The following is a 24,115-nucleotide window of genomic DNA, read 5'->3' on the forward strand; positions in this document are numbered from 1 at the left end:
CATCTTGATTTTATTTTTATTGAAAACACGGCTTGTATAGACTTCTAGAACCTAACAAAAGAGGGATGGCTTACGAAAGCATTTGGACTAGCTTTTAACCGTTATTTTGAGCAATGGATGTTTGTTATTATTCCCTTTTCGTTAATAGCTGGCTTTATATTCGCCGATAGGCTTAGCAGCATGGTGGCTGCCGTGCCTTATTTGTTCGCTTATGTGACGCTGACAATGGCGCTTGGCTGCGGGGTGAAGGAGCTTGGAGCGGTTATGAAGAGGCCGGGCGTGCTTGCCTGGACGTTTCTGCTCGCGCATGTGCTCTGTCCAATAATCGCCTATGGCCTTGGCACGTTGCTGTTCGGCGCATCGTCGCCCTATGTGGTGGGGCTTGTGCTGTTTACCATTATTCCGCTGGGCGTGTCTACGGTTCTGTGGGTAGGCATGTCAGGCGGCAGCGTGCCGCTCATGCTCGCGATGGTCGTTATCGATTCGGCATTATGCCCGTTCGTCGTGCCTGCGGGGCTCCATTTATTTTTCCAAACGGCAGTAGAGATCGAGAGCGCACCGCTCATGCTGGATTTGCTGCTCATCATTGTGCTGCCAACGCTGCTCGGCGTGCTGCTCCATCAATTGAGCCGTGGGCGGCTGCTGGAGCAGGTTAAGCCTGTCGCAGCGCCCCTTTCAAAGCTGTGCTTTGTGGCGGTAGTCGCGCTGAATGCAGCGGCAATTGCCCCGTATACCGAGCAGCTTAAGGGCGACCTATTCAAGCTTTTGCCGCTCGTTGTGCTGCTCGTCTCGCTATGCTACGCTGTCGGCTTTATCGGAACGATGCGTGCAGCCAGCAAAGAAGTGCAAATTACGGTATCGTTTGCGACAGGCATGCGCAACATTTCCTTAGGTATGGTGCTGGCGCTCGGCTATTTCAGCCCGCTGGCTGCTGTACCCGTTGTTCTGTCTATTATGGTGCAGCAGCCGCTGGCGACGCTCCATCATTTTATTTTGCAAAAGATGCAAAAAAGGAAAGAGCATTTAGAGAAATCAATGATTATACGTTAAGGAGTTTTATCATTGAAAATAGGAATAGCTTTTCAGATTCCTGGTACATTTGGAAGCATTATTGGCGAGCTATTAAGGCCCTTTGACATAATACGCGGTATTATGTCATCTTTGCAGATTTAAAAGCTTTTCCAAAAGGGAAAATTGCCAAGCATTTTCTAATGATTTCAAAAATATCGAGTATGTGACTAGTGAAAATGACACAAGAACGAGGCTGTCGGTATGGTAAAACCGTTGATAACTCATTTCTTGTAATGCTTATAGGAAAAGGGAGTTTCCAAGCCTAAGGTGATTTTGAGACCTTGGCTTTTTTTAAAATGCATGGCCTAACAAAAAAGCGCTTGCATAAAAATGATTTCATGTGTTATAACCAATTTAGAACAAAATCTAATCGTTTAACATAAAGGAGTGACGGTTTGTCGACTATTAGCATTAAAGACATCGCTGCCAAAGCCCAAGTTTCAACCGCCACAGTCTCTTATGTCATAAATGGCACGCGAAATGTCAGCCGAAAGACGCGCGAAAGAGTCGAGCAGGTCATTGAGGAGATGAACTACAAGCCTAACAATGCGGCTCAGAGCTTGAAGCGCAAGCGGACGAATACGATTGGAGTCATTGCAGAGGACGTGACGGTGTTTAATGTGCCGGAGATTATCGACGGCATCAACGACTGCGCAGATCGCCTCGATATGCATATTTTGCTGACAAACCTGCGGCTGGATAAGCGGATTGGCCGCCAGTTCGATCAGGTGGACGCTTACCGCAAATATGCGGAGGATGCCGTGTCAGAGCTGCTTGGCAAGCAAGTGGATGGCATGATTTATATCGGCGCTCATCCCCGCGATTTGACGGGGCTCTTCGATACGGAAGGCAAGCCAATCGTCTATACCTACTGCTATACGCAAAACGATGTGTCCATTCAATACGACGATGAGCAGGCTTCTTTTGAAGCCATCAGCTATTTAACGAGTAAAGGGCATTCCCGCATTGCAATCATCAGCGGGGCGGTGGATTCCATGCCATCGCGGCTGCGATTGGGCGGTTTTTATAAAGCGATTACGGCATTCGAGCTGCCATTCAATCCACAGTGGATTAAAATGGGCGACTGGGAGGCGGAATCCGGCTACCGGCTGGCGAAAGAGCTGCTGGAGACACCCGAGCCGCCAACAGCTATTGTGGCGATGAATGATGTCATGGCTGTCGGTGTCATGCGGGCCGCGAAGGAACTGGGCATCCAAATTCCTGAGCAGCTGTCGATTATCGGCTTTGACAACCGTGAATTCAGCGAATATGTGAGTCCAAGTATTACGACGATGGATCTTCCGCTTCATGAAATGGGATATAAGGCAATGGAGGCACTGTCGCGTATTTTGCATGGAGAGCAGGTCGAAACGGGCGAGAAGCCTGTCTGCAAGCTGATTGAACGGGATTCGGTAGCCGAGCTGGCAACTTGAATAGGTGCATTGGTTTTTAAAAAGGAGTATAACAATAACGGATGGTCGTCCACTACTTGCAATAGGGAAGCGAATGGTGAACAAAGGTACCATCCGTTACTTTTCAATATAAATCTAAACGTTTAACTTTTTGGTGTAAGCGCTTACCTATGTGTGGCTATAATCCGCAAGGATTAAGCATAAAAAACGTTCACGGGGGATGATGGAATGCAAAAAGGGAGATTGGGTATAACCGCAAGCATTTTAGCAGTCACAATGCTGATGGCGGCTTGCAGCAACAGCGGTGGAAATGGGAATGGTGGGGCATCAGCTACAAACAGCGGTACTTCCGAGCCGACAGCAGCAGCATCCGCAGAGGCGGGGGCGCCAGCGGCGGACCCGGTCAAGCTGACGCTGTGGACGTTTGTCCAGCAGCATGCAGACTTCTATACGTTTATGGCCGAAGAATGGAATAAAAACAATCCGGATCAGCCAATAACACTGGATGCACAAACGATTCCTTATGATGACATGCATACTCGTCTGCTGCTTGCTCTGCAATCGAATGAAGGGGCACCGGACTTGGTCGATATTGAGCAAAGCAAATTCCCGAATTTTATGAAGGGAGAGGTTCAGCTTGCGGAGCTTAATGACATCGTTGATCCGGAAATTCCGAATATTGTGAAATCCCGCGTCGATATTTACAGCAAGGACGGCAAGTATTATGGCGTAGATATGCACGTTGGCGCAACGGTCATGTATTACAACAAGGAGCTGATGGATAAGGCAGGCGTAAACCCAGATGATATTAAGCTGTGGTCCGATGTTGAGAAATACGGGAAGACGGTAGTGGAAAAAACAGGCGTGCCATTCATCACGTTTGAAGGCGCGGGCAACTGGTCATGGTGGCCGGCAATTAATCAGCTGAAATCTGATCAGGTGGGCCCGGACGGTGAAATTACGGTTGATGATCCGCGCAATATCGAAGCGATGACCTTCTTTAAAAAGCTGGTGGATGAAAAAATCGCAGCGGTCTCTCCAGGTGTTGGACACGATACGCCAGAGTACAAAGCCTTTATGAATGGCGGCGGCGCAGTATCGGTATTTATGCCATTTTGGTTTATGAATCGCTTCACGGATGAAATGCCTGATTTGAAAGGCAAAATGATCATTCGTCCAATGCCGGCATGGGAAGAAGGAGGCAATCGTTCAGCAGGCATGGGTGGAACCGGCTTGTCGATTACTGTTCAGACGAAAAATCTGGAGCTGTCCAAAAAATTCCTTGCTTATGCGAAGCTGTCCAAAGACGGCAACATTCAAGTATGGAAGCAGCTTGGCATGGACCCAATTCGTACCGAAGTATGGAGCGATCCAGCGATGGAGGAGCCGAATAAATTCACCGACTACTTTGGCACAGATATTTTCAAGACACTGACTGAAATCAAGAATGAAATTTATCCGGTTAACATTCGCGAGACGTCGCCAGTTGTGTTCGATGCTGTCCGTAACGAAATCGTTCCTAAAATCTTTCAATTCAATGAAGATCCAGCAACCGTAATTGCAGAAGTCGCAGCCAAGCTTCGCAAGGATACAGGGAAATAATCAATTAATCAATTAACCACAGAGCTAAAGAGCAATTCGAGAGGGACACCGGTTTAAGCAAGACGCCTGCGCTCGCATGGCTGCCAGCGGTCTAGCCGAAATGCTGCAACTCGGCCTGGTTAGCATGGGCAGCCTGCGCAAGCGCTGCGTCTATACAGAAAACGTTAACTATAAGAGACTGCGGCGAAATAAAGTACCGCTAATTTCCTCGCAGCTCCTAAGTATGCGTAAGTCGGAGGTGAAATCAGCATGAATGCCAACATGGGCAGGCTCGCCCTTAAGAAGCAAAAAACAGCGCCCAGGCGCATGAATTCCCAGAAGCTCGCTCCCTATTTGTTTATTATGCCGTTTATCGTCTCATTTCTGTTGTTTTTCTCCTATCCGCTCATTCATGCGGTCATTATGAGCTTTCAGCAGGTGCTGCCGGGAGATGTGAAATTTATTGGCTTAGCCAACTATCGCAAATTATGGAACAGCGACTTCTATCAGGCTTTATGGAACAATTCGCGTTATGTATTTTGGACGCTGCTGGTGCTCATTCCGCTGCCGCTCACGCTTGCAGCACTGCTGAACTCCAGCATTATGCGGGCGAAAAACTTTTTCAGAGCCAGCTTGTTTATACCGGCTTTGACCTCCATAGTAGTCGCGGGCATTATTTTCAGGCTTATTTTTAGCGAGCTGGATGGTGCCATTATGAATTCCTTCATTTCGCTGTTTGGCCTATCCAGTCAAAAATGGCTGCTTAGCCCCTCCCTGAGCATGTTCGCGCTAGTCGTGCTCGCTACCTGGCGTTGGGCAGGCATTAATATGCTGTATTTTCTGTCGGCGCTGCAGGGCATTCCGCGTGAGCTGTATGAATCGGCGGATATGGACGGTGCGGGCACGCTGAGCAAATTTTTCAAAATTACGATTCCGCTGTTGAAGCCGATCACTATTTATGTATTCACGATTACCATCTATGGCGGTTATGCGATGTTTACCGAAAGCTTTATGCTGTGGGGGAGCCGGGGGTCACCGCAAAATATCGGCCTGACGATGGTGGGCTACATTTATCAGCAAGGCTTTCAATATTTTGATCTGGGCTTTGGTTCAACGATTGGGATTACGCTCCTCGGCATCACCTTGGTCGTTAGCGTCATTCAGCTGAATTTGCTCGGATTTTTCAAAAAGGAGGATTAGGGAGATGGCTGAAAAAACGGGGAATAAAGGGTTCTCCCTCCTGCTGGTGCTGTTGTTCGGGGCGTTTGCAGTGCTCGCGCTGTTCCCGCTGTTTGCACTGCTGCTTGCTTCGTTTAAACCAGCGTCAGAGCTGTTTCGTTACGGACTGAATGTGAGGCTGGACTTTGATGTGATGACGCTGGCCAACTACAAAATGATTTTTTCGGGAAAGGGGGGCTCGCAGAACTATTTTCACTGGTATCGCAACAGTTTGGTCATTACGCTCTTATTTACTTTCCTGTGCTTGCTGCTTTCCTCGATGGTCGGTTATGGACTGGCGATGTACCGCTTCAAAGGAAGGGCGCTCGTATTTACACTCGTGCTTGCCGTCATGATGATTCCGGTGGAAATTATTATTCTTCCGCTGTATAAGCTGTCGATTGATCTGCTGATCATCAACTCGATTTGGGGCGTTATATTGCCATTTGTCGTAGCGCCGCTGCCGATTTTCTTTTTTCGCCAATTTGCGATTGGGCTTCCGAAGGATTTTATGGATGCGGGCCGCATAGATGGCTGTACGGAATTCGGTATTTTCTTCCGTATTATGGTTCCGCTGATGCTTCCTGCTTTTGGTGCGATGACAATTTTGCAAGCCTTGTTCAGCTGGAACAACTTTTTATGGCCGGTCATCGTACTGCGTTCAACTGAGAAATTCACATTGCCGATTGGCTTGTCCGGCTTGCTGTCGCCGACGAGCAATAATTATGAGGTGCTGCTTGCAGGCTCGATTATGACGATTATTCCGATTTTGGTGCTGTTCCTGTTTTTTCAACGCTTTTTTATAGCAGGGCTCACAGTAGGCGGCGTTAAAGGCTGACCATAGATAGAAGAGGAGAGGAAGAGAATGAATAACCAATTGAATGAACAGCTGCAGGAAGGAATTAAGCCGACGGACCGCTCAAAACCGCTAACCTTGGACAAGGTGAGAATTAGCGACCCGTTCTGGTCGGACTATATTCGGCTCGTGCGCGAGGTGGTTGTCCCTTATCAATGGGAGGCGCTGAACGACCGGGTGCCTGAAGCCGAGCCAAGCCATGCGATTCAAAACTTTAAAATCGCCGCTGGTGAAGCGGAAGGCGCTTTCCACGGCATGGTATTTCAAGACAGCGATGTGGCGAAGTGGCTGGAAGCCGTCAGCTATTTGCTGGAGACGGAGCCAGATCCGGCGCTTCAGCAGGTAGCAGACAGCGTCGTAGAGCTAATTGCGAAAGCCCAGCAGCCTGACGGCTATGTAAATACGTATTTTACAGTGAAGGAACCTGAAAACCGGTGGACGAATTTGGCGGAATGCCATGAGCTTTATTGCGCAGGTCACTTAATAGAAGCGGCAGTCGCCTATAACAAGGCGACGGGTAATGAGATGATTTTGCAGGTAGCCTGCCGTTTTGCAGATTATATCGATCGTGTATTTGGACGGGAACCCGGCAAGCTGAACGGCTATGACGGTCATCAGGAAATTGAACTGGCACTTGTGAAGCTTTACCATGCGACGGGAAAAGACCATTATTTGGCGCTAAGCCGTTATTTTATAGAGCAAAGGGGCGCTAAGCCGTCCTTCTATGAGCAAGAGTGGGAGAAGCGCGGGCGGAAGGTTCATTTTCCACAGCTGGACATCGCCCATGATTTGCCCTACAGCCAGGCTCATCTTCCGGTTCAGGAGCAGGAGCAAGCGGTTGGCCATGCGGTGCGTGTCGTCTATATGTGTACAGCCATGGCCGATTTGGCCGCTGAAACGGGAGATGAAGCCTTGCTGCAAGCGTGCCAAAAGCTATGGGATAACATAGTAGCCAAGCGTATGTACATTACTGGCGGCATTGGCTCGATGGCGGAGGGGGAAGCTTTTACATCCGATTATGATCTGCCAAACGATACGGCTTATGCCGAAACATGTGCCTCTATCGGACTGATTTTCTTCGCCCACCGCATGCTGCAAATCGAGCCGGACAGCCGCTATGCGGATGTGATGGAGCGGGCGCTTTACAATACGGTCGTTAGCGGGATGGCACGGGATGGCAAAACCTTTTTCTACGTCAATCCGCTGGAGGTTAATCCTTCACAGCTCGCCGGGAATAAAAATACGCATCATGTATGCGGGCAAAGGCAGGGCTGGTTCGGCTGTGCCTGCTGTCCGCCGAATATCGCGCGCTTGCTGGCTTCGCTCGGTCAATATGTGTATACGGTCCAGAAGTCGGCTATTTATGTGCATTTGTATGTAGGGGGCGCGGCGAAGCTTGAAATAGCGGATACAGAAGTACAGCTCGAACAGAAGTCGGCCTATACTTGGGACGGTGAAGTCAGCTTTACAATCAGCACCGCGCGTCCGATTGCGTTTGCGCTAAAGCTGCGTGTTCCGGATTGGTGCGGGGAGGCAACGTGGGCAGTTAATGGTGGCGAGCCACAGCAAATTAGTGGAAGTGAAATTGACAATGGCTATGCCCAAATCGATCGTGTATGGCAGAGCGGCGATACGGTGGAGCTCGTATTTACGATGCCGATTCACCGGATGAAAAGCCATCCGCTAGTCCGCGAGAATGCCGGAAAAGTAGCTTTGCAGCGCGGCCCCTTCGTTTATTGCTTGGAGGAAACGGACAATGGCGAGCAGCTTTACCAATTGGCGCTGCCTGCGGGAAGTGAGCTTAGTACCGCTTTTGAGCCTGCTTTGCTAGGAGGCATGCAGACGATTTCGGTGCTCGGACAGCGGCAGGTTTCGGACGGCTGGCAAGGACAGCTGTATCGTCATAATGCGGATTGGCAGCAGGAAGCTGCCGAGCTGAAGTTTATTCCGTATTTTGCTTGGGCGAATCGCGGTGCAGGGGAAATGGCTGTTTGGGTGAGAGAAACGACATAGTCCCAAATGGGAGTATGTTGAATAGAAGTGTAACTAATAGAGTACGAGTTGATCCATCCCATAGCGTTCACAGCATGAAATGGTTTGCCGGATGAGGGAGTAATGATTACTCCCCCATCTTCCCTATTGCCAGCAGCAGGCTAACGGAGTCGCAGCTCTGAGTAATAGGGTCTTTTTTAATGGAAAAAAGCGCTGAGAGGAGGTGGTGTGAGGATTACAAAGCGGCAAGGCGGCACAGCGGCATACGGGCATACCGGAAATGCAAGACGCTGCCCCAAGGTGAAACGGCCGAAAGCCGTGGTTTGGTGGCGCGGCGCGTTTCAGTCCGAGAAATATAGAGAAAGTATGGCGAAATCATATACTTTCCTATATTTCAAAAAAATGGTTTTTACATCCTGGGGAGGACAGATGCAACATAAAAATAGGTTCAGGGAGGCTAAACCGCATGACCATGCAATGGCTACCTCGTTCAAGGCAAATGCTTAAGCTGGCAACATCTGTTTTTGTAACCGCTTTAATGGTAATTTTAATTCCTCACATCGCTTCCGCTTACACGCTTTCCGACAGCAATTTCAACATTTCCACCGGCACAAACGGAGAAATCAACTCACTGCGCCTGACGGGAGACACCTTCAACACGCAATATGTGATGAATCCGACGGTAACGCCTAATCAGAACACGGCTGATCACCAGTGGCTGGGCGAGCTCATGTTCAAGTACCGCTTCGGTACAGGAGCTTGGCAGACGGCATTGACGCAAAGCTCCTCCGACGGCAGAACGCAAAGCCAGACGGGCAACAACGTAACGATTACTTACCAGAACTCGACGAATGCCAATGGCGTCAAAAATTTCAAGCTGGTTAATACGTATTCGCTCGTAAACGATTATTTTTTATGGAAAATCGAGCTGACGAATACGAGCACGCAAACGATTGAATTTGGCGACGTTGGTTTGCCATTGCCGTTCAATGAATTTTGGACGGGCGGCAGCAACGAGCAAATTTATGAAACACGCGTGCTAACCCACTCCTTTGTTGGCAACAACAGCTCCTATATTACAGCAGCACGGCCAAGCGGCATCGGCCCTTATTTGCTGATGGTTCCTGATGCGAGCACAGGAGCAGGCTTTGAATACCAGGATCGCTGGAGAGTCGAGGAGCATCCGGGCAGCAAATGGGCAATGGATCAAGGCGGCTGGATTGAAGGCCTCAACGTCTTCTATATCCACTCCAATGTGATCAAAAGCACGAATCGCGGCTATTTGCCGAATACGAGCCTGACGCTCGCACCGGGCGCAAGCAAAACGTATGCGTTTAAATTTTTCAAAGTCGCTAACGAAAATGATGTAAAGGATCGTCTTTACAACGAGGGCCATATCGATGTTACGGTCGTTCCGGGCATGATCGTGCCAACGAACCAAACGGCTAAATTCGATCTGCACACGACGAAAACCATTAATTCGATTACACCACAATACCCGTCCGACACGACGATTACGTCACTCGGTACAACGGGCACGAACCATAAGCTGTATTCAATTACGATGAACAAGCTGGGCCAGAATTTGATAACGGTCAACTATGGAAACGGGGAAAAGACGGTTCTGCAGTTTTATGCGATTGAACCCGTTGATGCAGCGCTCCAGCGGCATTCGACCTTCATGGTGAACAGCACGCAGTGGAACGTTCCGGGCGATATTCGCGACAAGGTGTTTGACGACTGGATGATGGATACCAACTCCAAACGCAATATTTTCAACGGCTATTGGGGCTGGGGCGATGATTGGGGTTACACTCATGCACAGTTCCTAGCGGAGAAAAATGTTCAAACCCCCGTTGCCTCCGAGGTTACGGCGCTTGACGATTATTTGACGGTCGCCATTTGGGGCAGGCTGATGGCGCAGCATCAGACGGATTATTTGATCCACGACTTCCTGATGCCAGAGCCAAATGACACGCCAACCTATCGGGGCTACGCATATCCTCATATTTACAACACGTATTTCAGCATGTACAAAATCGCTAAGCTGTATCCGAATTTGATTACGTATGACAATCCGAAAAACACCTATCTGCTGCGGGCTTATAACATTTTCAATGCCCTGTACGGACCAGGTATCGCTTACAACTGGAACACGGGCCTCATGGGCGAATTGACAACGCCGGACATTATTAAGGCGCTGCAGGACGAGGGCTACACGGCGGAAGCGAATAATTTGATCGCCAAAATGGCGACCAAATACAATAATTTCGCAAATACGACATACCCTTACGGCTCGGAGTATAACTACGATAATACAGGCGAAGAAGCGGTTTACACGCTTGCCAAGATGAACAACAACAATACGATGAAAAGCAAAATCAATTTGAAAACGCGGGCAGCACGCGGCCATATGCCAGTCTGGTACTACTATGCTGATCCGGTCACGATTACCGGCGAGAACTGGTGGAACTTCCAGTACACGGTGTCGCTGGCGGGCTATGCGATGGACGATTGGGTTCGCAATAACTCGACCAATGCGGAAGTGGAGCAGCGTATGTCCTATGCAGCCAAAATCGCCAACGTCGGCGCGATTAACTCCGGTCAAATCAGCGCAGACCCGGCAGATCTTGGTGCTGTAGCCTGGACGTATCAGGCGGAAAAAGGCAACTATCCTGCACTGGGAGTAGGCGGCGGCGCCTTGCAAAACGGCTGGCGTGGCATGGCAGGAGAAGCAGATCTGGGCTTGTTCGGCGCCATTAAAATTTTGAGCTCTGACGTAGCCGTTGATCCTATTTTCGGCGTCTACTGTTATGGCTGCGATGCAACCGACAATAGCACCAGCTACACGGTTGTGCCGAAGGATGGCGTATTCCAGCGTCTTAACCTCATAACCGAGAAATTCGGCATGGAGCTGGAGCGTGACAAAATTGCAACAGCAACGATTACGAAGGCCAAAAACAATGTGAAATTCAATTTGAAAAACTCGACAGCGGGAACGGCGCACACAACGAAAGTAACCTTCAAAGGCTTGGCTGCTGGCTATTATAATATTTTGGTTAACAACGCTGTAGCTGGCGGAATCAATGTTTCGAGCAGCGGAGCGGCTGTAGTTACCCTAAACATTGGTACGGCTGCAACGTATGACATTGAGCTTGCACAAGGAACAGCGCCAACGAATACAGCACCGGTTGTAAGCGCGGGCACAGCAGGTATATTCACGCTTCCTTCGCCAGTTGCTCTGGCAGGAACTGCAACGGATGATGGTTTGCCTTCTGGCACTTTGACGAGCGTCTGGACGCTTGTTAGCGGTCCAGGAACGGCTGTATTCGCAAACGCAGCAGATGTAAACACGACGGCGACGGTGTCGACGGCGGGAACTTATGTATTCAGGCTTACGGCAAATGATGGCAGCCTGACTGCGAATGCAACGGTTACGCATACGGTTAACCCGGCGGCTCCTTTGCCAGAGGTCATTGCGAACTACTTGTTCAATCAGACAAATGGCACGACAGCGACAGATTCCTCAGGCAATGGGAAAAATGCAACGCTATCCGGCACGACGGCATGGGTAGCGGGACGTTCGGGCAATGCGCTCGACCTTAACGGCACGAGCGGCTATGCGTCCTTGCCAACGGGCATCGTCAGCGCTGTAAATGATTTTACGATTTCGACATGGGTCAAATTAGACACCATTAGCGATTGGTCGCGCATCTTCGATTTTGGCACAGGAACGAATGCCAATATGTTCCTGACGCCGCGTGCTGGCGGCAGCGGGCTGCGCTTTGCCATTACGTCCAGCGGCAACGGCGCGGAGCAGCAGCTTAATGCACCGGTATTGCCTACTGGCGTCTGGAAGCATGTCGCCGTGACGCTTTCGGGCACGACGGGCAGAATGTACGTTGATGGGGTACAGGTTGCGATTAATACAGCGATGACCTTAAAGCCATCAAGCCTTGGCAATACGAATTTGAATTACCTTGGCAAATCCCAATATGGCGATCCGTATTTGGACGGAGCTTTGGATGACTTTAAAATTTACAGCCGTGCGTTAAGCGGGGCGGAGATCGGCTCCATATTCAGCGGTTCCTCACTGGCTGCGGATATTTCAGAGCAAGGTACGCTTTCGACCTCGCAGGATGAGCCTCAAGGTGTGGAGGCAGGAACACAGTCCAGCGGTGAACAGGCAGTTGGCCAGCCTGATACGGGGGCAGTGACACCAGCAGCGGCGGTTGGCCTGCATGTACTGCGGCTAGCTCTAAATGCGGATGCTCCGCCAGCAACCGAGGCGCCGAATACTCCTTCTTCTGCTACGGAGGCTGTTGAAGCGCCTGTTCAATGGGCGCAATACGAGTTTGCCCAAGATTACACGATTAGCAGCATTCGTGTTCATTGGAACGATGGCGAAGGAGCTGTTAAGCTGCCGGAGCAATATTCGGTTCAATATTGGGATGGCGAGCAATGGCTTGATGTTGCGGAGGTTTCGGGTCTTGGCTTGAAGGCGAATGAAGACAATGAAACGAGCTTTACGCCTGTGAAAACGAATAAAATTCGCGTTCTTATCCCTGGTGATGAGTCGGTGCTAATTGGTCTCCAATCTTGGAAGGTATTTGGATATTAATTGGTTATTAAAAGGATGAAATGGCTTTGTGAAGCGGATTTACAATAATAAAATATTTTCTTTAAAATAGCCATTGCCCTCTTTGAAAAGCGGGGCATAATCCCTATAGGGCTTGCGGTAGGAAGCTTATCTTTCAAGATAAGCTTCCTACCGCGCCCCTATGGGGATTTTTTTATGAAAAATGCATATGCCATTTTTCTATATCTGTATGATAAAATGTTCAGGATGGACGAGGTTTTTTTAGAAAACGGGTGGATGGTGCGAGTGGAGTGAAGGGTTGGTCTGGAGAAACGGAGTGTTCGCTTTTGGTGTTGATTTTCTTCCGATAGAGTATTTATTGTTCAGGAAAATCAATACCAATGGCGATCGGAAGACCAATCTTTCGCGCAGCGAAGCACCTGTTCCACCTTTAATCTAATAAACGAGTGCAATGAACACGAGGAGTGGGTGGCGTGAACAGCTTTCGAAATCGGCTGACGATTATTATGATTTTAATGATTGCTTTATCCGTTACGGCGGCCGGACTTATTATGGCAAATACGTTCAAGCAAAATCATATTAGTGCATTGGAAGACAATATGGTACGGGAAATGCACATCATTTTGGCGAAAATGGAATGGAAGCAGGGCACGCTGAGCGAGGTGGAGCCCTATTTTACCGAGGAAGCAAAAAGTCTGAAAGGCTTCACTGGCGCCCGGGTCACCTTTATTTCCGGTGATGGTATCGTAGTGGGCGACTCGGATCATGAAGTGTCCACGATGGACAATCACAACAGCCGCTCGGAGGTAGCCGAAGCGCGCGAGGACGGCGTTGGCCGCACGATCAGGGAAAGCGATACGTTGCACCAGAATCTGCTGTATGTGGCGATATTGACCGATAGCAGCAACCCGAACTCCAATGTTATCCGATTGGCGATGAGCCTAAGTGATGTAGAGCAGAGCATCCGCAACGTATGGACGGTTATTGGCGGCGGACTGCTGCTGCTGTTTTTGGCTGCTGCCGTTGTCAGCTACCGTATTGCGCTCAGTCTGACGCGGCCGCTTGAGCAAATTACAAGCGTCGCGAAGCGGATTAAAAATATGGATTATCAGGCGCGCGTGGTGGTAGCCAAGCAGGATGAGATTGGCGAGCTTGGCAATGCGATTAACGCCATGGCAGACAGCCTGCAGGTGCAAATGACGCAGATCCGCCAAAATGAAAGCCAGCTGGAAAGCGTGCTGGACAACATGATCAACGGCGTCGTCATGATTGATCGTACCGGCCGCTTCGTGCTGATGAACAGGCACGCAGAGGAATTGCTCGGCTTCTCGGCACGCGAGCTCGTTGGGCGCCATTACGCCGAAGGCAAACAGCAATTTGAGCTGGCTCAAATGATTCAAGAGGGGCTGGAAACTCGCGAGCATATCCGCGAGGAGGTTACGTTCTATTTTCCCGAGGAGCGGCTGCTGGAGCTGAATTTGGTGCCGATCGAGCAAGAGGGAGAAGAATATGAGGGTATGCTGCTCGTGCTGCAGGATGTGACAGCTATTCGCCGCCTGGAGCGGATGCGCAGCGAATTCGTTGCGAATGTATCGCATGAGCTGAAAACGCCGATTACGGCGATTAAAGGCTTCGCGGAGACGCTGATTGCAGGTGCCGTGGATGATGCGGAAACTTCGCGCTCGTTTTTGCAAATTATTTTTGATGAGAGCGATCGGTTGAATCGGTTGATCGGGGATATACTGGAGCTGTCGAAAATCGAGTCGCGGCGGGTTCCGCTCTATTTTTCACCGGTCAATATGGATATATTTATGGATAAAACGCTCAAGCTGCTGGAGGCGGAGGCATCGCGCAAGGTAATTGAGCTGAAGATGGATCTGGAAGCAGGCCTATATATGGAAGCGGATGAGGATCGGCTGCGGCAAATTGTGATGAATTTGCTTTCGAACGGCATCAACTATACGCCAGAGGGCGGGCGGGTGACCGTGAAAATGGAAGGCATAAACGAGGACCATATCCGCATACGTATCAGCGACACGGGAATCGGCATTCCAAAGAAGGATTTGCCGCGCATCTTTGAGCGCTTCTACCGGGTGGACAAGGCGCGTTCGCGCAGTTCAGGCGGCACGGGGCTTGGCTTGTCGATCGTTAAGCATTTGATTGAGCTGCACAAAGGAACGATATCGGTAACGAGCGAAGTGGGCCGTGGAACGACATTTATTATTGAACTTCCGGTGCTTCAGCAGTAGCGGTTTCACGCTTAGCGCAAAAGGTTTACCACTTCTATATAATTTCATGTTAGAATAGGGATGAATAAATGCAATAATGCTGGAGGTTACCATGTCGCATAAAGTGCTTGTCATTGAAGACGAACCGACACTCGCTAGACTTCTGTCATACAATTTGACGCAGGAAGGCTACGAAATAACGGTCGCCGATCATGGTGGAGAAGGTTTGCAAACTGCGCTGCAGCGCAGCTTTGATCTCATTATTTTGGATATTATGCTGCCGGGAATGAACGGCTTCGACATTTTAAATCGCCTGCGTCAAAATGGCCTGCGGACGCCGGTCATTATTTTGACAGCCCGCAATGCCGAGGAAGAAGTCGTGCAAGGTCTGAAGCATGGTGCGGATGACTATATTACTAAGCCGTTCGGCGTTGCCGAGCTGCTGGCGCGCGTATCTGCGGTGCTGCGCCGGACTCAGCTTCAGGACGATAACATGATGCCTGAAACGACAGAGAAGATCATTACAGCGGGCGAGCTGTCGATCTATCCGGATAAATATGAGGTCGTGCTGGATGGGGAATCGATCCCGCTGCGTCCGAAGGAATTTGAAGTGCTGTTGTATCTTGTGCAGCGGCCAGGCATGGTTATTACGCGCGACGATCTCATGAATGTCGTGTGGGGCTTCGATTACATCGGCGGTCAGCGTACCGTAGATGTGCATGTCAGCTCGCTTCGCAAAAAGCTGGAGCTGGGACAGCAGTCGGTGCAAATCGAATCGATTCGCGGCGTCGGCTATAAGCTCGTTATGCACAAAAAGCTTGTCACACCTAAAAGTTAAGGTGGACAAGTTTTTTTTATCGTTTGTTAGGGTGCGCGCGCGGCGGCTCGGTGAGGAAGGGCTGTGCTGCGCTGCGTGAAAGGTTTGGCCTACGATCGCCATTGCTGCCCAATTTCTCTAAACTATGCTCCGCATCGTAGAAATTGGGCAGCAAAAGCGAACGCTTCGCTTCTCCAGCTCAAACCTTTCACTCCGCTCCACACCAGCCCCTCCTCTCCTCGCTCCTCCTAAAAACACAATAAAAAAAGCAAAGTCCGTAGAGCAGGAAGAGCAAAAGTACAAAAGACAAAGAACAAAGATTAAGAGCTTAACAACCGAAGACGAAAATGGGAACCTAAATCAGAGAAGCTATTAGCTTTAGCTGCGGTCCCATTCCAGCATTTTGCGCTGGAATTGCTTGGGGGAACAGTCGTTGTATTTTTTGAAGGTTTTATAAAAATGGGCCATATTCGGCATGCCAATCCGCTCGCCTACGTCGGCAATGCTTAAGTCCTTCGTGAGCAAAATCCGCTCCGCCCATTTGATTTTGCGATAATTAACGTATTCGGTAAAGGAAAGGCCAATCGTTTTTTTGAAAAACTTAACGAAATAATAGTAGCTCATATTCACAATTCGGCACATGTCCTCCACCTGAATGCGTTCGCCTAGATTGTTCTCGACATAATCAAGGACAGGCTTTAGCCGGATATGGTCAAAATCATCCTGCCTAGCCAGGATGCGCTGGCTGTCGCCGCGCAGCATGAGCAGCAGCAGCTGCTTGATCTGGATGCTGACGGCAATTTCATAGCCGGTTTCCTTGTGGGTTGCTTCATGCAGCAGCTCAGTAATAGCTTGGCTTGCCTGCTGCCGAATTGCTTGATTTTCACGAAAAATATAGTTGGCGCGGCTCAGCGGATTTTCCGTCTCGGAAAAATAGCGGATATAAGGAATGGTGCTGTTGTCGAAAAAATCCTCGAGATTAAATTGCAGCACAATATAGTCCAGCTTGCCAACATTACGGTCGCGATGCAGCTGGCTTGAGCCGAGGACAACGATGTCTCCGCTTTCAAGATCAAAGCTGTCATCCTCAATATCGATCTTGAGACTGCCTTTTATAATATAGATGAGCTCCAGCTGTTTGTGATAATGCCATTTGATCAATTCGCTGGTCGAGCGCTGTGTTCGAAAAATTCGGATAGAAAGCAACGGGTTCTCGTAGGGAACCTGCTCGTTAAAGGCTTCCAAGGCTGCTCCTCCTTCAGGGAACGAAATCGATTGTTGGTACCGGGAGGCAATATGATTTATTGTAGAGTGGATAGGGCTTAAAGGCAAGAGCAGGAAAGCAGGAACATCATGAAATCTGGAAAATGGAGGATTATAACATGAAACCAAAAGTATTTATTTCGAGCAAAATACCCCCAGAGGTGAAAAACTACCTCGATGAGCATTGCGATACCCGGATGTGGGAGGGCGAGCAGGGGATTACGGGCGCGCAGCTGGCGGAAGAAATTAGCGAAGTGGAAGGTCTGCTTGCTGCGGGCAATGCGATCAGCGAGCGTCTGCTGTCGGCGGCACCGAAGCTGAAAATAGTCAGCAACATTTCCGTTGGCTACAATAATAATGATCTGGATGCGATGAAAAAACGCGGCATTATCGGTACGCACACGCCCTACGTACTCGATGATACGGTGGCAGATTTGACGATGGCGCTTATGCTCGCTGCTGCCCGCCGGGTGGCGGAGCTGGATAAGCTCGTTCGCGCCGGCCAGTGGAAGCGCGGCATTGGCACATCCACATTTGGCATAGATGTTCATCACGCCAAGCTTGGCATCATTGGCATGGGCCGCATTGGCGAAACCATTGCCAGACGCGCAAAATTCGGGTTTGATATGGAAGTCAGCTATTATAATCGTTCGCGCAAGCCAGACGTTGAGCAGCAGCTTGGCGTTCAGTACAGCCCGCTTGATCAACTGCTCCAAGAGTCTGATTTCATCGTCCTGATGACGCCGCTAACGCCGGAAACAAAGCATATGATCGGTCAGGAGCAGTTTGCAAGGATGAAGCGCAGTGCCATCTTTATTAACTGCTCGCGAGGGGAGACGGTTGATGAGGCGGCGCTCGTCCAGGCACTGCGAAGTGGCACGATACGCGCCGCAGGGCTGGATGTTTTTGAAAAAGAGCCGGTTACGCCGGATAATCCGCTGCTCCAGCTCGACAATGCGGTGCTGCTGCCGCATATTGGTTCGGCTACCCATCAGACGAGATTCAATATGGCGATGCTTGCTGCCCGCAATCTGGTGGACGGCCTATATGGACGCGAGCCGAAATATGTAATTCCGGAGCTGAAGTAGTCGTTCTAGTGAAGGATTTATATGCCGAAATGTAAAAGGAATTCATCCTCATCATGAAGAAATAATTATAACAAAGCATATTTTATTGGAAAAGAGGGATATCGTTATGAAGGATGTTAGTCAAACCATGCTTCGTGAAGGCTTACCGATGCGAAGTTTCGAGACTCGCTCCATGCAAAGTCTATATGACAGTGACGCGGTTGTTTGCATGGAGCCTATTATTACCGTATAACAAGACGTTAACGACAAAAGGCTGCTAAAACATCGTAAGTCATGTAGGCTTTGCAACTTTCCATCACTAATATGATGAAGGGGCGAAGCCAATGAAAAACTATGTTTCAGCAAGTGAGGTTTTACCAGAAAATTTACTTCGTGAAATTCAAAAATATATACAAGGCAAGACGCTGTATATCCCCGCACCCAAAGGAAGTAGAAAAAAGTGGGGACATGATTCAGGACATCGTGAATTTCTTATGAACCGCAACGCAGAGATTCGGAAGCTTTTCCAACAGCGCATAACGGTGGATGAGCTCGCGAGTTCCTATTGTCTATCCCATGAGAGCATTAAGAAGATTGTTTATAATACGAAAGCCTAACAAAAGGCTCGCGTTGGATAACACCAACACGAGCCTTTTGTTAGGTAAGAAATGATTGGACGAATACTCTGCCTATAAAGGTTTCGATAGCCACTCTATACTGAGGCTAGGAAAGAATCATGGTATTAGTCATACCAGTGATATTACTAACATCAATCATTGAGAGTATCGAAACCGGAGGAGTTGCAAAATGGATCACGTTAATCATGAAATCAATCAATTAAAGGTTACCGTTCGACTATGCGGTGTAGAGGAGAAGTTTATTATTAATAACATTTACCCTCTATATTTGCATGATTTATCCGAAGTGTGGAAACACAAAATTAATCGTTATGGAGTGTTTGAAAATGATGATACCCGTACCTTGACTGAACAAAATCGCGTATTTGATATTTGGTGGGAGCACCCAAACGTATTATTCCCGTATCTCATCATAGTAGATGATCTGCCTGCCGGTCTTGCCTTTGTGGCGACTCCGCCTTTCATACCATGTCCTCCCTCTATCCATTATTACATGAATGAATTTTTCCTATTACGCAATTATCGAGGCAAGGGCATCGGAGAAGAAGCATTTCGGCAGATTATTAAAAAAATGCCAGGAAATTGGGAGCTGCAAACGAATTGCACCGACCGAAACGAACGCGCCAAACATTTCTGGCGCAACACCCTTAACACTTGTACCAATGGGAATTACTCCGAGGAGCTTGGACATCATCCTGAAGATGGCGATAAGCTAATCTTTCGCTTCAGTACGAGTTCTAACCAAGTTATCTGATTATGCGAAGGTTCAACAGCATTTCGGTGGCAAGCCTGAGTAGGCGGTTTCAATTATTTGGCTATCAGAGAACGAAAATGAAATGACAGCAGCGGCAGTCTAAGACTTACTTTTCAAGTCTTGGCTTGCCGCTGCTTATATGACCAACTTAATTCAAATTTAACGATTGCTGCTCAAATTCCGTTCTAATCCGTGCTAGCAAGGCCGGGTCATTGAACACATCCGCAGCCGTTCCGGCAAGCATTTTCGCGCCGAAAATCATGCGCTCCAGCGCCCGCTCCGTAATGGCTGCATCACGGAACCCTTCCGTATGCAGCAGCAGACGCTCCTCGACGATTTTCACATAGGGATGAATGGCTGGGCAGCGCGTGGACACATTGCCGAGATCAACCGAGCCGTGATCCTTGCCGATTTGTATTTCATCTTGCCGAATGCCTGCTTCTATTAGGTTCGCGGAAAATTGCTCCGACAGCGCCTCATTCGTGCGCAGCTCATCGTATGACAGCTCATAGTTGTTCGTCCGCAGCGTACAGCCTGTCTGCAGGGCTGCACCTTCGGCGCAGCGAAGCACCTTCTCCGTCAGCTCGTTCGTATACGTGCGCGAAGCCGAGCGAATATAAAATTTCGCCGAGGCATAGTCAGGGATAATGTTGGGCGCCTTGCCCCCATTGTCGATAATGCCGTGAATGCGCGTATCGCTGCGGGTTTGCTGGCGCAAGGCATTGACGCTGTTGAACAGCTGGATAACCGCATCGAGCGCATTAATGCCCTCATAGGGGCTTGCTGCCGCATGTGCAGCCGCTCCAGTAAATTCGAACTGCACAGCGTCCATCGCCAGCGATTCGCCGGATTTTTCAAACGTATGATAAGGATGCGCCATCAGGGCGAAATCACAATCATCGAACAAGCCGGCTTCTGCCATCGGCACCTTGGCGCCCTTCGTTTCTTCCGCAGGCGTACCATAGACGCGAATGCTTCCCGCCTCTAAAACCGATTTCAACCCAACCGCGGCTCCAATGCTCATCATGCAGATAAGATGATGGCCGCAGGCATGGCCGATTTCCGGCAAAGCGTCGTATTCACAAAGAAAAGCGGCGACAGGGCCAGGCTTTCCTGTATCATAGGTAGCGATGAAAGCAGTAGCCAGCCCAAGCGTGCCCCGCTCAACGCTGAAGCCTTGACGCTCAAGCTCCGCACACAGCGCTGCTGAGGCTTTAAATTCCTCATGCCCAAGCTCCGGATTTGCAAAAATCGAACGGGAAATTGCCTTGAATTCCTCGCTATGACGATCGATTTCCTCAAAAATCGCAGGTTTATTCAACATTCTCTTCATTCCTTTCTAAACAACCACTTGTCACGACTTATTAAATAAAGCAGATGCTGGCATTATAACATGCCGTGCAGCCTACTTGATAGCCAGCCGCCTGCGTGGGAATGCAAGGCGTATAAACCAATTTATAAGGGACACCAAATTCTGGAAATTGTCTAATGAACGTCTATTAAACATTTATTAAACATCTAGTCTCAGCGAGCGTTATACGAATAGCTGGCTTAACGCATGCCGTGCATTTTTTTAAACTGTTCGGGACCGACGCCTTCCAGCCGTTTGAAGACGGAGCTGAAATAGCTGGCGCTGTCGAAGCCGGACAGCTTGGCAATTTCCTGCATTTTCAGCGTGCTCTCACGGAACATCAGCTGCTTGCTGCGGCTGATACGCTCGCGGTTGACGTATTCCATCGGCCGCATGCGCATCGCTTTCTTGAATAGAAGGCACAAGTATTGCGGCGTCACATTAATCGCACCTGCTAAATCCTCAATCGTAATGAGGCTGCCAGCATGTGCTTCAATGTACTGAATGACGGGATGGAGCCGCGATAAGCTTTGATGCGCCGAATGAGAGCTGACACGAACGACCTTCATCAGATCGAGCAGCATCGCATAGAGCAGCTTCGAGCATTCCAGCCCGAGGAAAGGGCGGTCCGACTGCGACATGGCGTAGATGCTGCGCATATGTGAAATTAATACCTCTCCATCTGCAGTTGCATATACGCCGGATTCGGTAATGCCGGCCTGCCCGAACAACGTTTCGCACAGGCTGCCGCCAAAGCTTACAAAATGCACATCCCACGGCTCGCGGGTCGCATAATACCGATGGGGCACCCCGGGGAACAGGCAGAAGCCTTGGCCATTTTTCACTGAATAGCTTTTTTCCCCGATAATAAGCTCGCCTTCCCCTGAAGCAACCTGCAGCCATTGATAATGGGGAAAGCCGTTCATGCGATCGATTGTCTCCTGATTGCCCCAATGTCCGATAATGTCGACGAAAAGCGGCAGCGCAAGCTCGGTATCTGTTACAAGCGGGAATGCAATTGTATCCATTTGCTGCACATCCTGTTTCATATTTTTATAGAGATAAGAATATTGTGAGATTTAGTTTCGATAAACCGAATTATATAATATGAATATAGTTAAAGAATGGGCATTCGTCAAACGAGGGCCGCAATTACAGGAGGTTAAACAGATGAGCAGCAAATTTCCACCAATCAGCTCGAAAATTCCCCAAATGCTTCATGGCGCGGATTATAATCCGGACCAGTGGCTTAAATATCCTCATATTTTAGAGGAAGATATTCGTTTAATGAAATTATCGCACAGCAATGTCATGTCAGTGGGTATTTTTGGCTGGGTTGCCCTTGAGCCAGAGGAAGGCGTCTTCACCTTTGAATGGATGGATCAATTACTCGACCGCTTTGCGGCTAATGGCATTTATGCACTGCTTGCAACGCCGAGCGGAGCAAGACCGGCATGGATGTCCTCCAAATACCCGGAAGTGCTCCGTGTAGATGAAAATGGCATTCGCAATCTGCATGGCGCACGTCATAATCATTGCTTCTCCTCTCCGGTGTACCGCGAGAAAGTGAAAATTATGAATACGAAGCTTGCGGAGCGTTATTCGAGCCATCCAGCTGTTATTGGCTGGCATATTTCCAATGAGTTCGGCGGCGAATGTCACTGTGACCTGTGCGCCGAGGCGTTCCGCGGCTGGCTGCAGCAGCGTTATGGCACACTTGATGCATTGAATGACGCTTGGTGGACGACGTTCTGGAGTCACACCTATACCGATTGGAGCCAAGTCGATACACCAACGCGCCGCGGAGAAAGAGCTGTTCACGGCATGAATGTGGACTGGATGCGTTTTGTCACTGATCAGACGGTGGACTTCTGCCGTAAGGAAATGGAGCCGCTTCGTGCCATTAATCCGGAGCTGCCGATTACAACTAATTTTATGCTCGACTTCGAAGGGCTGAATTATTGGAAGTTTGCGGATATGCTCGATATGATTTCGTGGGATGCTTACCCAACTTGGCACAGCTTGGAAAGCGATAGCGAGCTCGCGGCTTGGATCGGCTTCAACCATGATATTTTCCGCTCACTCAAAGGCGGCAAGCCATTTATGCTGATGGAAAGCACGCCAAGCATGACGAACTGGCAGCCGGTCAGTAAGCTGAAGAAGCCGGGCATGCATTTGCTGTCTTCCATGCAGGCCGTAGCCCATGGCTCGGATACTGTGCAATATTTCCAATGGCGCAAAAGCCGCGGCTCCAGCGAAAAGCTGCATGGCTCGGTCGTTGACCATGTTGGACATGAGCATACCCGCGTATTTAAAGATGTGACCGACGTAGGCCATGCGCTTACGAAGCTTGAAGATGTGGTCGGCACAACGGTTAAGCCGGAAGTCGCGATCATTTACGATTGGGAAAACCGCTGGGCGGTCAAAGATTCGCAAGGCCCGCGCAACTGCGGCATTCATTACGAGGAAACAGCGCGCAAGCATTACCGTCCATTCTGGGAGCTCGGCATACCGGTAGACATTATTGATTCCGAATGCGCATTGGATTCATATAAAATCGTGATCGCTCCTATGCTGTACATGGTGCGTCCAGGTGTTGGCGAGGCTATTGAGAAGTTTGTTGAAAATGGCGGCACGTTTATTGCGACTTACTGGACAGGCATCGTTAACGAAAGCGATCTTTGCTTCTTGACGGGCTTCCCAGGGCCGCTTCGCAAAACGCTCGGCATTTGGTCAGAGGAGATTGATTCCCTTCATGACGGCGAGACGAATCGCGTAGTCATGTCGGAAGGCAATGCTCTTGGCTTGTCCGGTGAGTACGAAGCGCATGAGCTTTGCGACCTTATCCATCTTGAAGGCGCCGAGGCGCTGGCCGTATACGGCGAAGATTTCTATGCTGGCCGTCCGGCATTGACGGTAAACCGCTTGGGCAAGGGGAAAGCGTATTATGTAGCTTCCCGCAATAAAGAACCATTTTTCACAGATTTCTTCAAGACGCTAGTGGAGCAGGAAGGCATTCGCAAAGTGCTGGATACCGAGCTGCCTGAAGGCGTGACCGCGCAGCTGCGCGGCGATGGGGAGTCGGACTATGTATTCGTATCCAATTTCACACCGCAAGAGCAGCAAGTGGTGCTCGATGACCACTCTTATGAGGATGTTTTGAATGGTGGTCAAGTGGGGGCTGCACTGGCACTTGCTGCGTATGATGTTCGGATTTTAAAACGTAAATCTCGTTAATCATTCTAACGTTTGTGCAATAACCGCGAA

General features: G+C 49.5%; 16 protein-coding genes. 13 read left to right on the plus strand and 3 right to left on the minus strand.

Annotated elements, in window-relative coordinates:
• The first annotated feature begins 117 nt into the window (after positions 1 to 117).
• The 9 genes from AC50YG_RS12855 to AC50YG_RS12895 all read left to right on the plus strand — a co-directional run bounded on the left by AC50YG_RS12855 (position 118) and on the right by AC50YG_RS12895 (position 15,796).
• A complete protein-coding gene (locus tag AC50YG_RS12855; RefSeq protein WP_494827227.1) occupies positions 118 to 1,050 on the plus strand; it encodes a bile acid:sodium symporter family protein in 933 nt (310 codons plus the stop codon).
• Between the two features lie 416 nt (positions 1,051 to 1,466).
• Complete coding sequence (locus AC50YG_RS12860) at positions 1,467 to 2,504, plus strand: LacI family DNA-binding transcriptional regulator (protein ID WP_494827228.1); 1,038 nt, start codon at positions 1,467 to 1,469, stop codon at positions 2,502 to 2,504.
• Positions 2,505 to 2,711: 207 nt separating this feature from the next.
• Complete coding sequence (locus tag AC50YG_RS12865; protein ID WP_494827230.1) at positions 2,712 to 4,085, plus strand: ABC transporter substrate-binding protein; 1,374 nt, start codon at positions 2,712 to 2,714, stop codon at positions 4,083 to 4,085.
• A 249-nt stretch (positions 4,086 to 4,334) separates the two neighbouring features.
• Positions 4,335 to 5,264: a carbohydrate ABC transporter permease gene (locus AC50YG_RS12870; protein ID WP_473755313.1), complete on the plus strand. Its 930-nt coding sequence runs from the start codon at positions 4,335 to 4,337 to the stop codon at positions 5,262 to 5,264.
• Between the two features lie 4 nt (positions 5,265 to 5,268).
• Entirely contained in the window at positions 5,269 to 6,120 is an 852-nt protein-coding gene (locus tag AC50YG_RS12875; protein ID WP_494827233.1) for a carbohydrate ABC transporter permease, read from the plus strand.
• Positions 6,121 to 6,147: 27 nt separating this feature from the next.
• On the plus strand, positions 6,148 to 8,151 hold the full coding sequence (locus tag AC50YG_RS12880; RefSeq protein ID WP_494827234.1) for a glycoside hydrolase family 127 protein: 2,004 nt from the start codon (positions 6,148 to 6,150) through the stop codon (positions 8,149 to 8,151).
• A gap of 445 nt (positions 8,152 to 8,596) precedes the next feature.
• Entirely contained in the window at positions 8,597 to 12,751 is a 4,155-nt protein-coding gene (locus AC50YG_RS12885) for a DUF5695 domain-containing protein (protein WP_494827236.1), read from the plus strand.
• Between the two features lie 452 nt (positions 12,752 to 13,203).
• Positions 13,204 to 14,979: a two-component system histidine kinase PnpS gene (pnpS, locus tag AC50YG_RS12890; RefSeq protein WP_473755307.1), complete on the plus strand. Its 1,776-nt coding sequence runs from the start codon at positions 13,204 to 13,206 to the stop codon at positions 14,977 to 14,979.
• Positions 14,980 to 15,070: 91 nt separating this feature from the next.
• Positions 15,071 to 15,796, plus strand: a complete 726-nt coding sequence (locus AC50YG_RS12895; protein ID WP_056030237.1) for a response regulator transcription factor — start codon at positions 15,071 to 15,073, stop codon at positions 15,794 to 15,796.
• Between the two features lie 357 nt (positions 15,797 to 16,153).
• Here the strand turns inward: AC50YG_RS12895 and AC50YG_RS12900 are convergent, their stop codons facing one another.
• Positions 16,154 to 17,020 carry a helix-turn-helix domain-containing protein gene (locus AC50YG_RS12900; protein ID WP_494827238.1) on the minus strand — a complete coding sequence of 289 codons (867 nt, stop codon included), beginning with the start codon at positions 17,018 to 17,020 and terminating at the stop codon, positions 16,154 to 16,156.
• Positions 17,021 to 17,157: 137 nt separating this feature from the next.
• Here AC50YG_RS12900 and AC50YG_RS12905 point away from each other — a divergent pair, with 137 nt between their 5' ends.
• From AC50YG_RS12905 to AC50YG_RS12915, 3 genes are all read left to right on the plus strand, one after another.
• Positions 17,158 to 18,126: a 2-hydroxyacid dehydrogenase gene (locus tag AC50YG_RS12905; protein WP_494827240.1), complete on the plus strand. Its 969-nt coding sequence runs from the start codon at positions 17,158 to 17,160 to the stop codon at positions 18,124 to 18,126.
• 323 nt (positions 18,127 to 18,449) lie between these two features.
• The gene (locus AC50YG_RS12910; protein ID WP_494827241.1) at positions 18,450 to 18,722 is read left to right on the plus strand and encodes a CD3324 family protein; all 273 of its coding nucleotides are present in this window, start codon (positions 18,450 to 18,452) and stop codon (positions 18,720 to 18,722) included.
• Between the two features lie 190 nt (positions 18,723 to 18,912).
• Entirely contained in the window at positions 18,913 to 19,497 is a 585-nt protein-coding gene (locus AC50YG_RS12915; protein WP_494827242.1) for a GNAT family N-acetyltransferase, read from the plus strand.
• 148 nt (positions 19,498 to 19,645) lie between these two features.
• Here the strand turns inward: AC50YG_RS12915 and AC50YG_RS12920 are convergent, their stop codons facing one another.
• Positions 19,646 to 20,821, minus strand: a complete 1,176-nt coding sequence (locus tag AC50YG_RS12920; RefSeq protein ID WP_494827244.1) for a M20 family metallopeptidase — start codon at positions 20,819 to 20,821, stop codon at positions 19,646 to 19,648.
• A gap of 227 nt (positions 20,822 to 21,048) precedes the next feature.
• Positions 21,049 to 21,876 (minus strand): AraC family transcriptional regulator, encoded by an 828-nt coding sequence (locus AC50YG_RS12925; protein ID WP_473755288.1) that lies wholly within the window; start codon positions 21,874 to 21,876, stop codon positions 21,049 to 21,051.
• A 142-nt stretch (positions 21,877 to 22,018) separates the two neighbouring features.
• On the opposite strand from AC50YG_RS12925, the gene AC50YG_RS12930 reads away from it, so the two are divergent.
• The gene (locus AC50YG_RS12930) at positions 22,019 to 24,085 is read left to right on the plus strand and encodes a beta-galactosidase (protein WP_494827246.1); all 2,067 of its coding nucleotides are present in this window, start codon (positions 22,019 to 22,021) and stop codon (positions 24,083 to 24,085) included.
• Positions 24,086 to 24,115: the final 30 nt, after the last annotated feature.

It is taken from the genome of Paenibacillus sp. J31R34 (assembly GCF_059383715.1).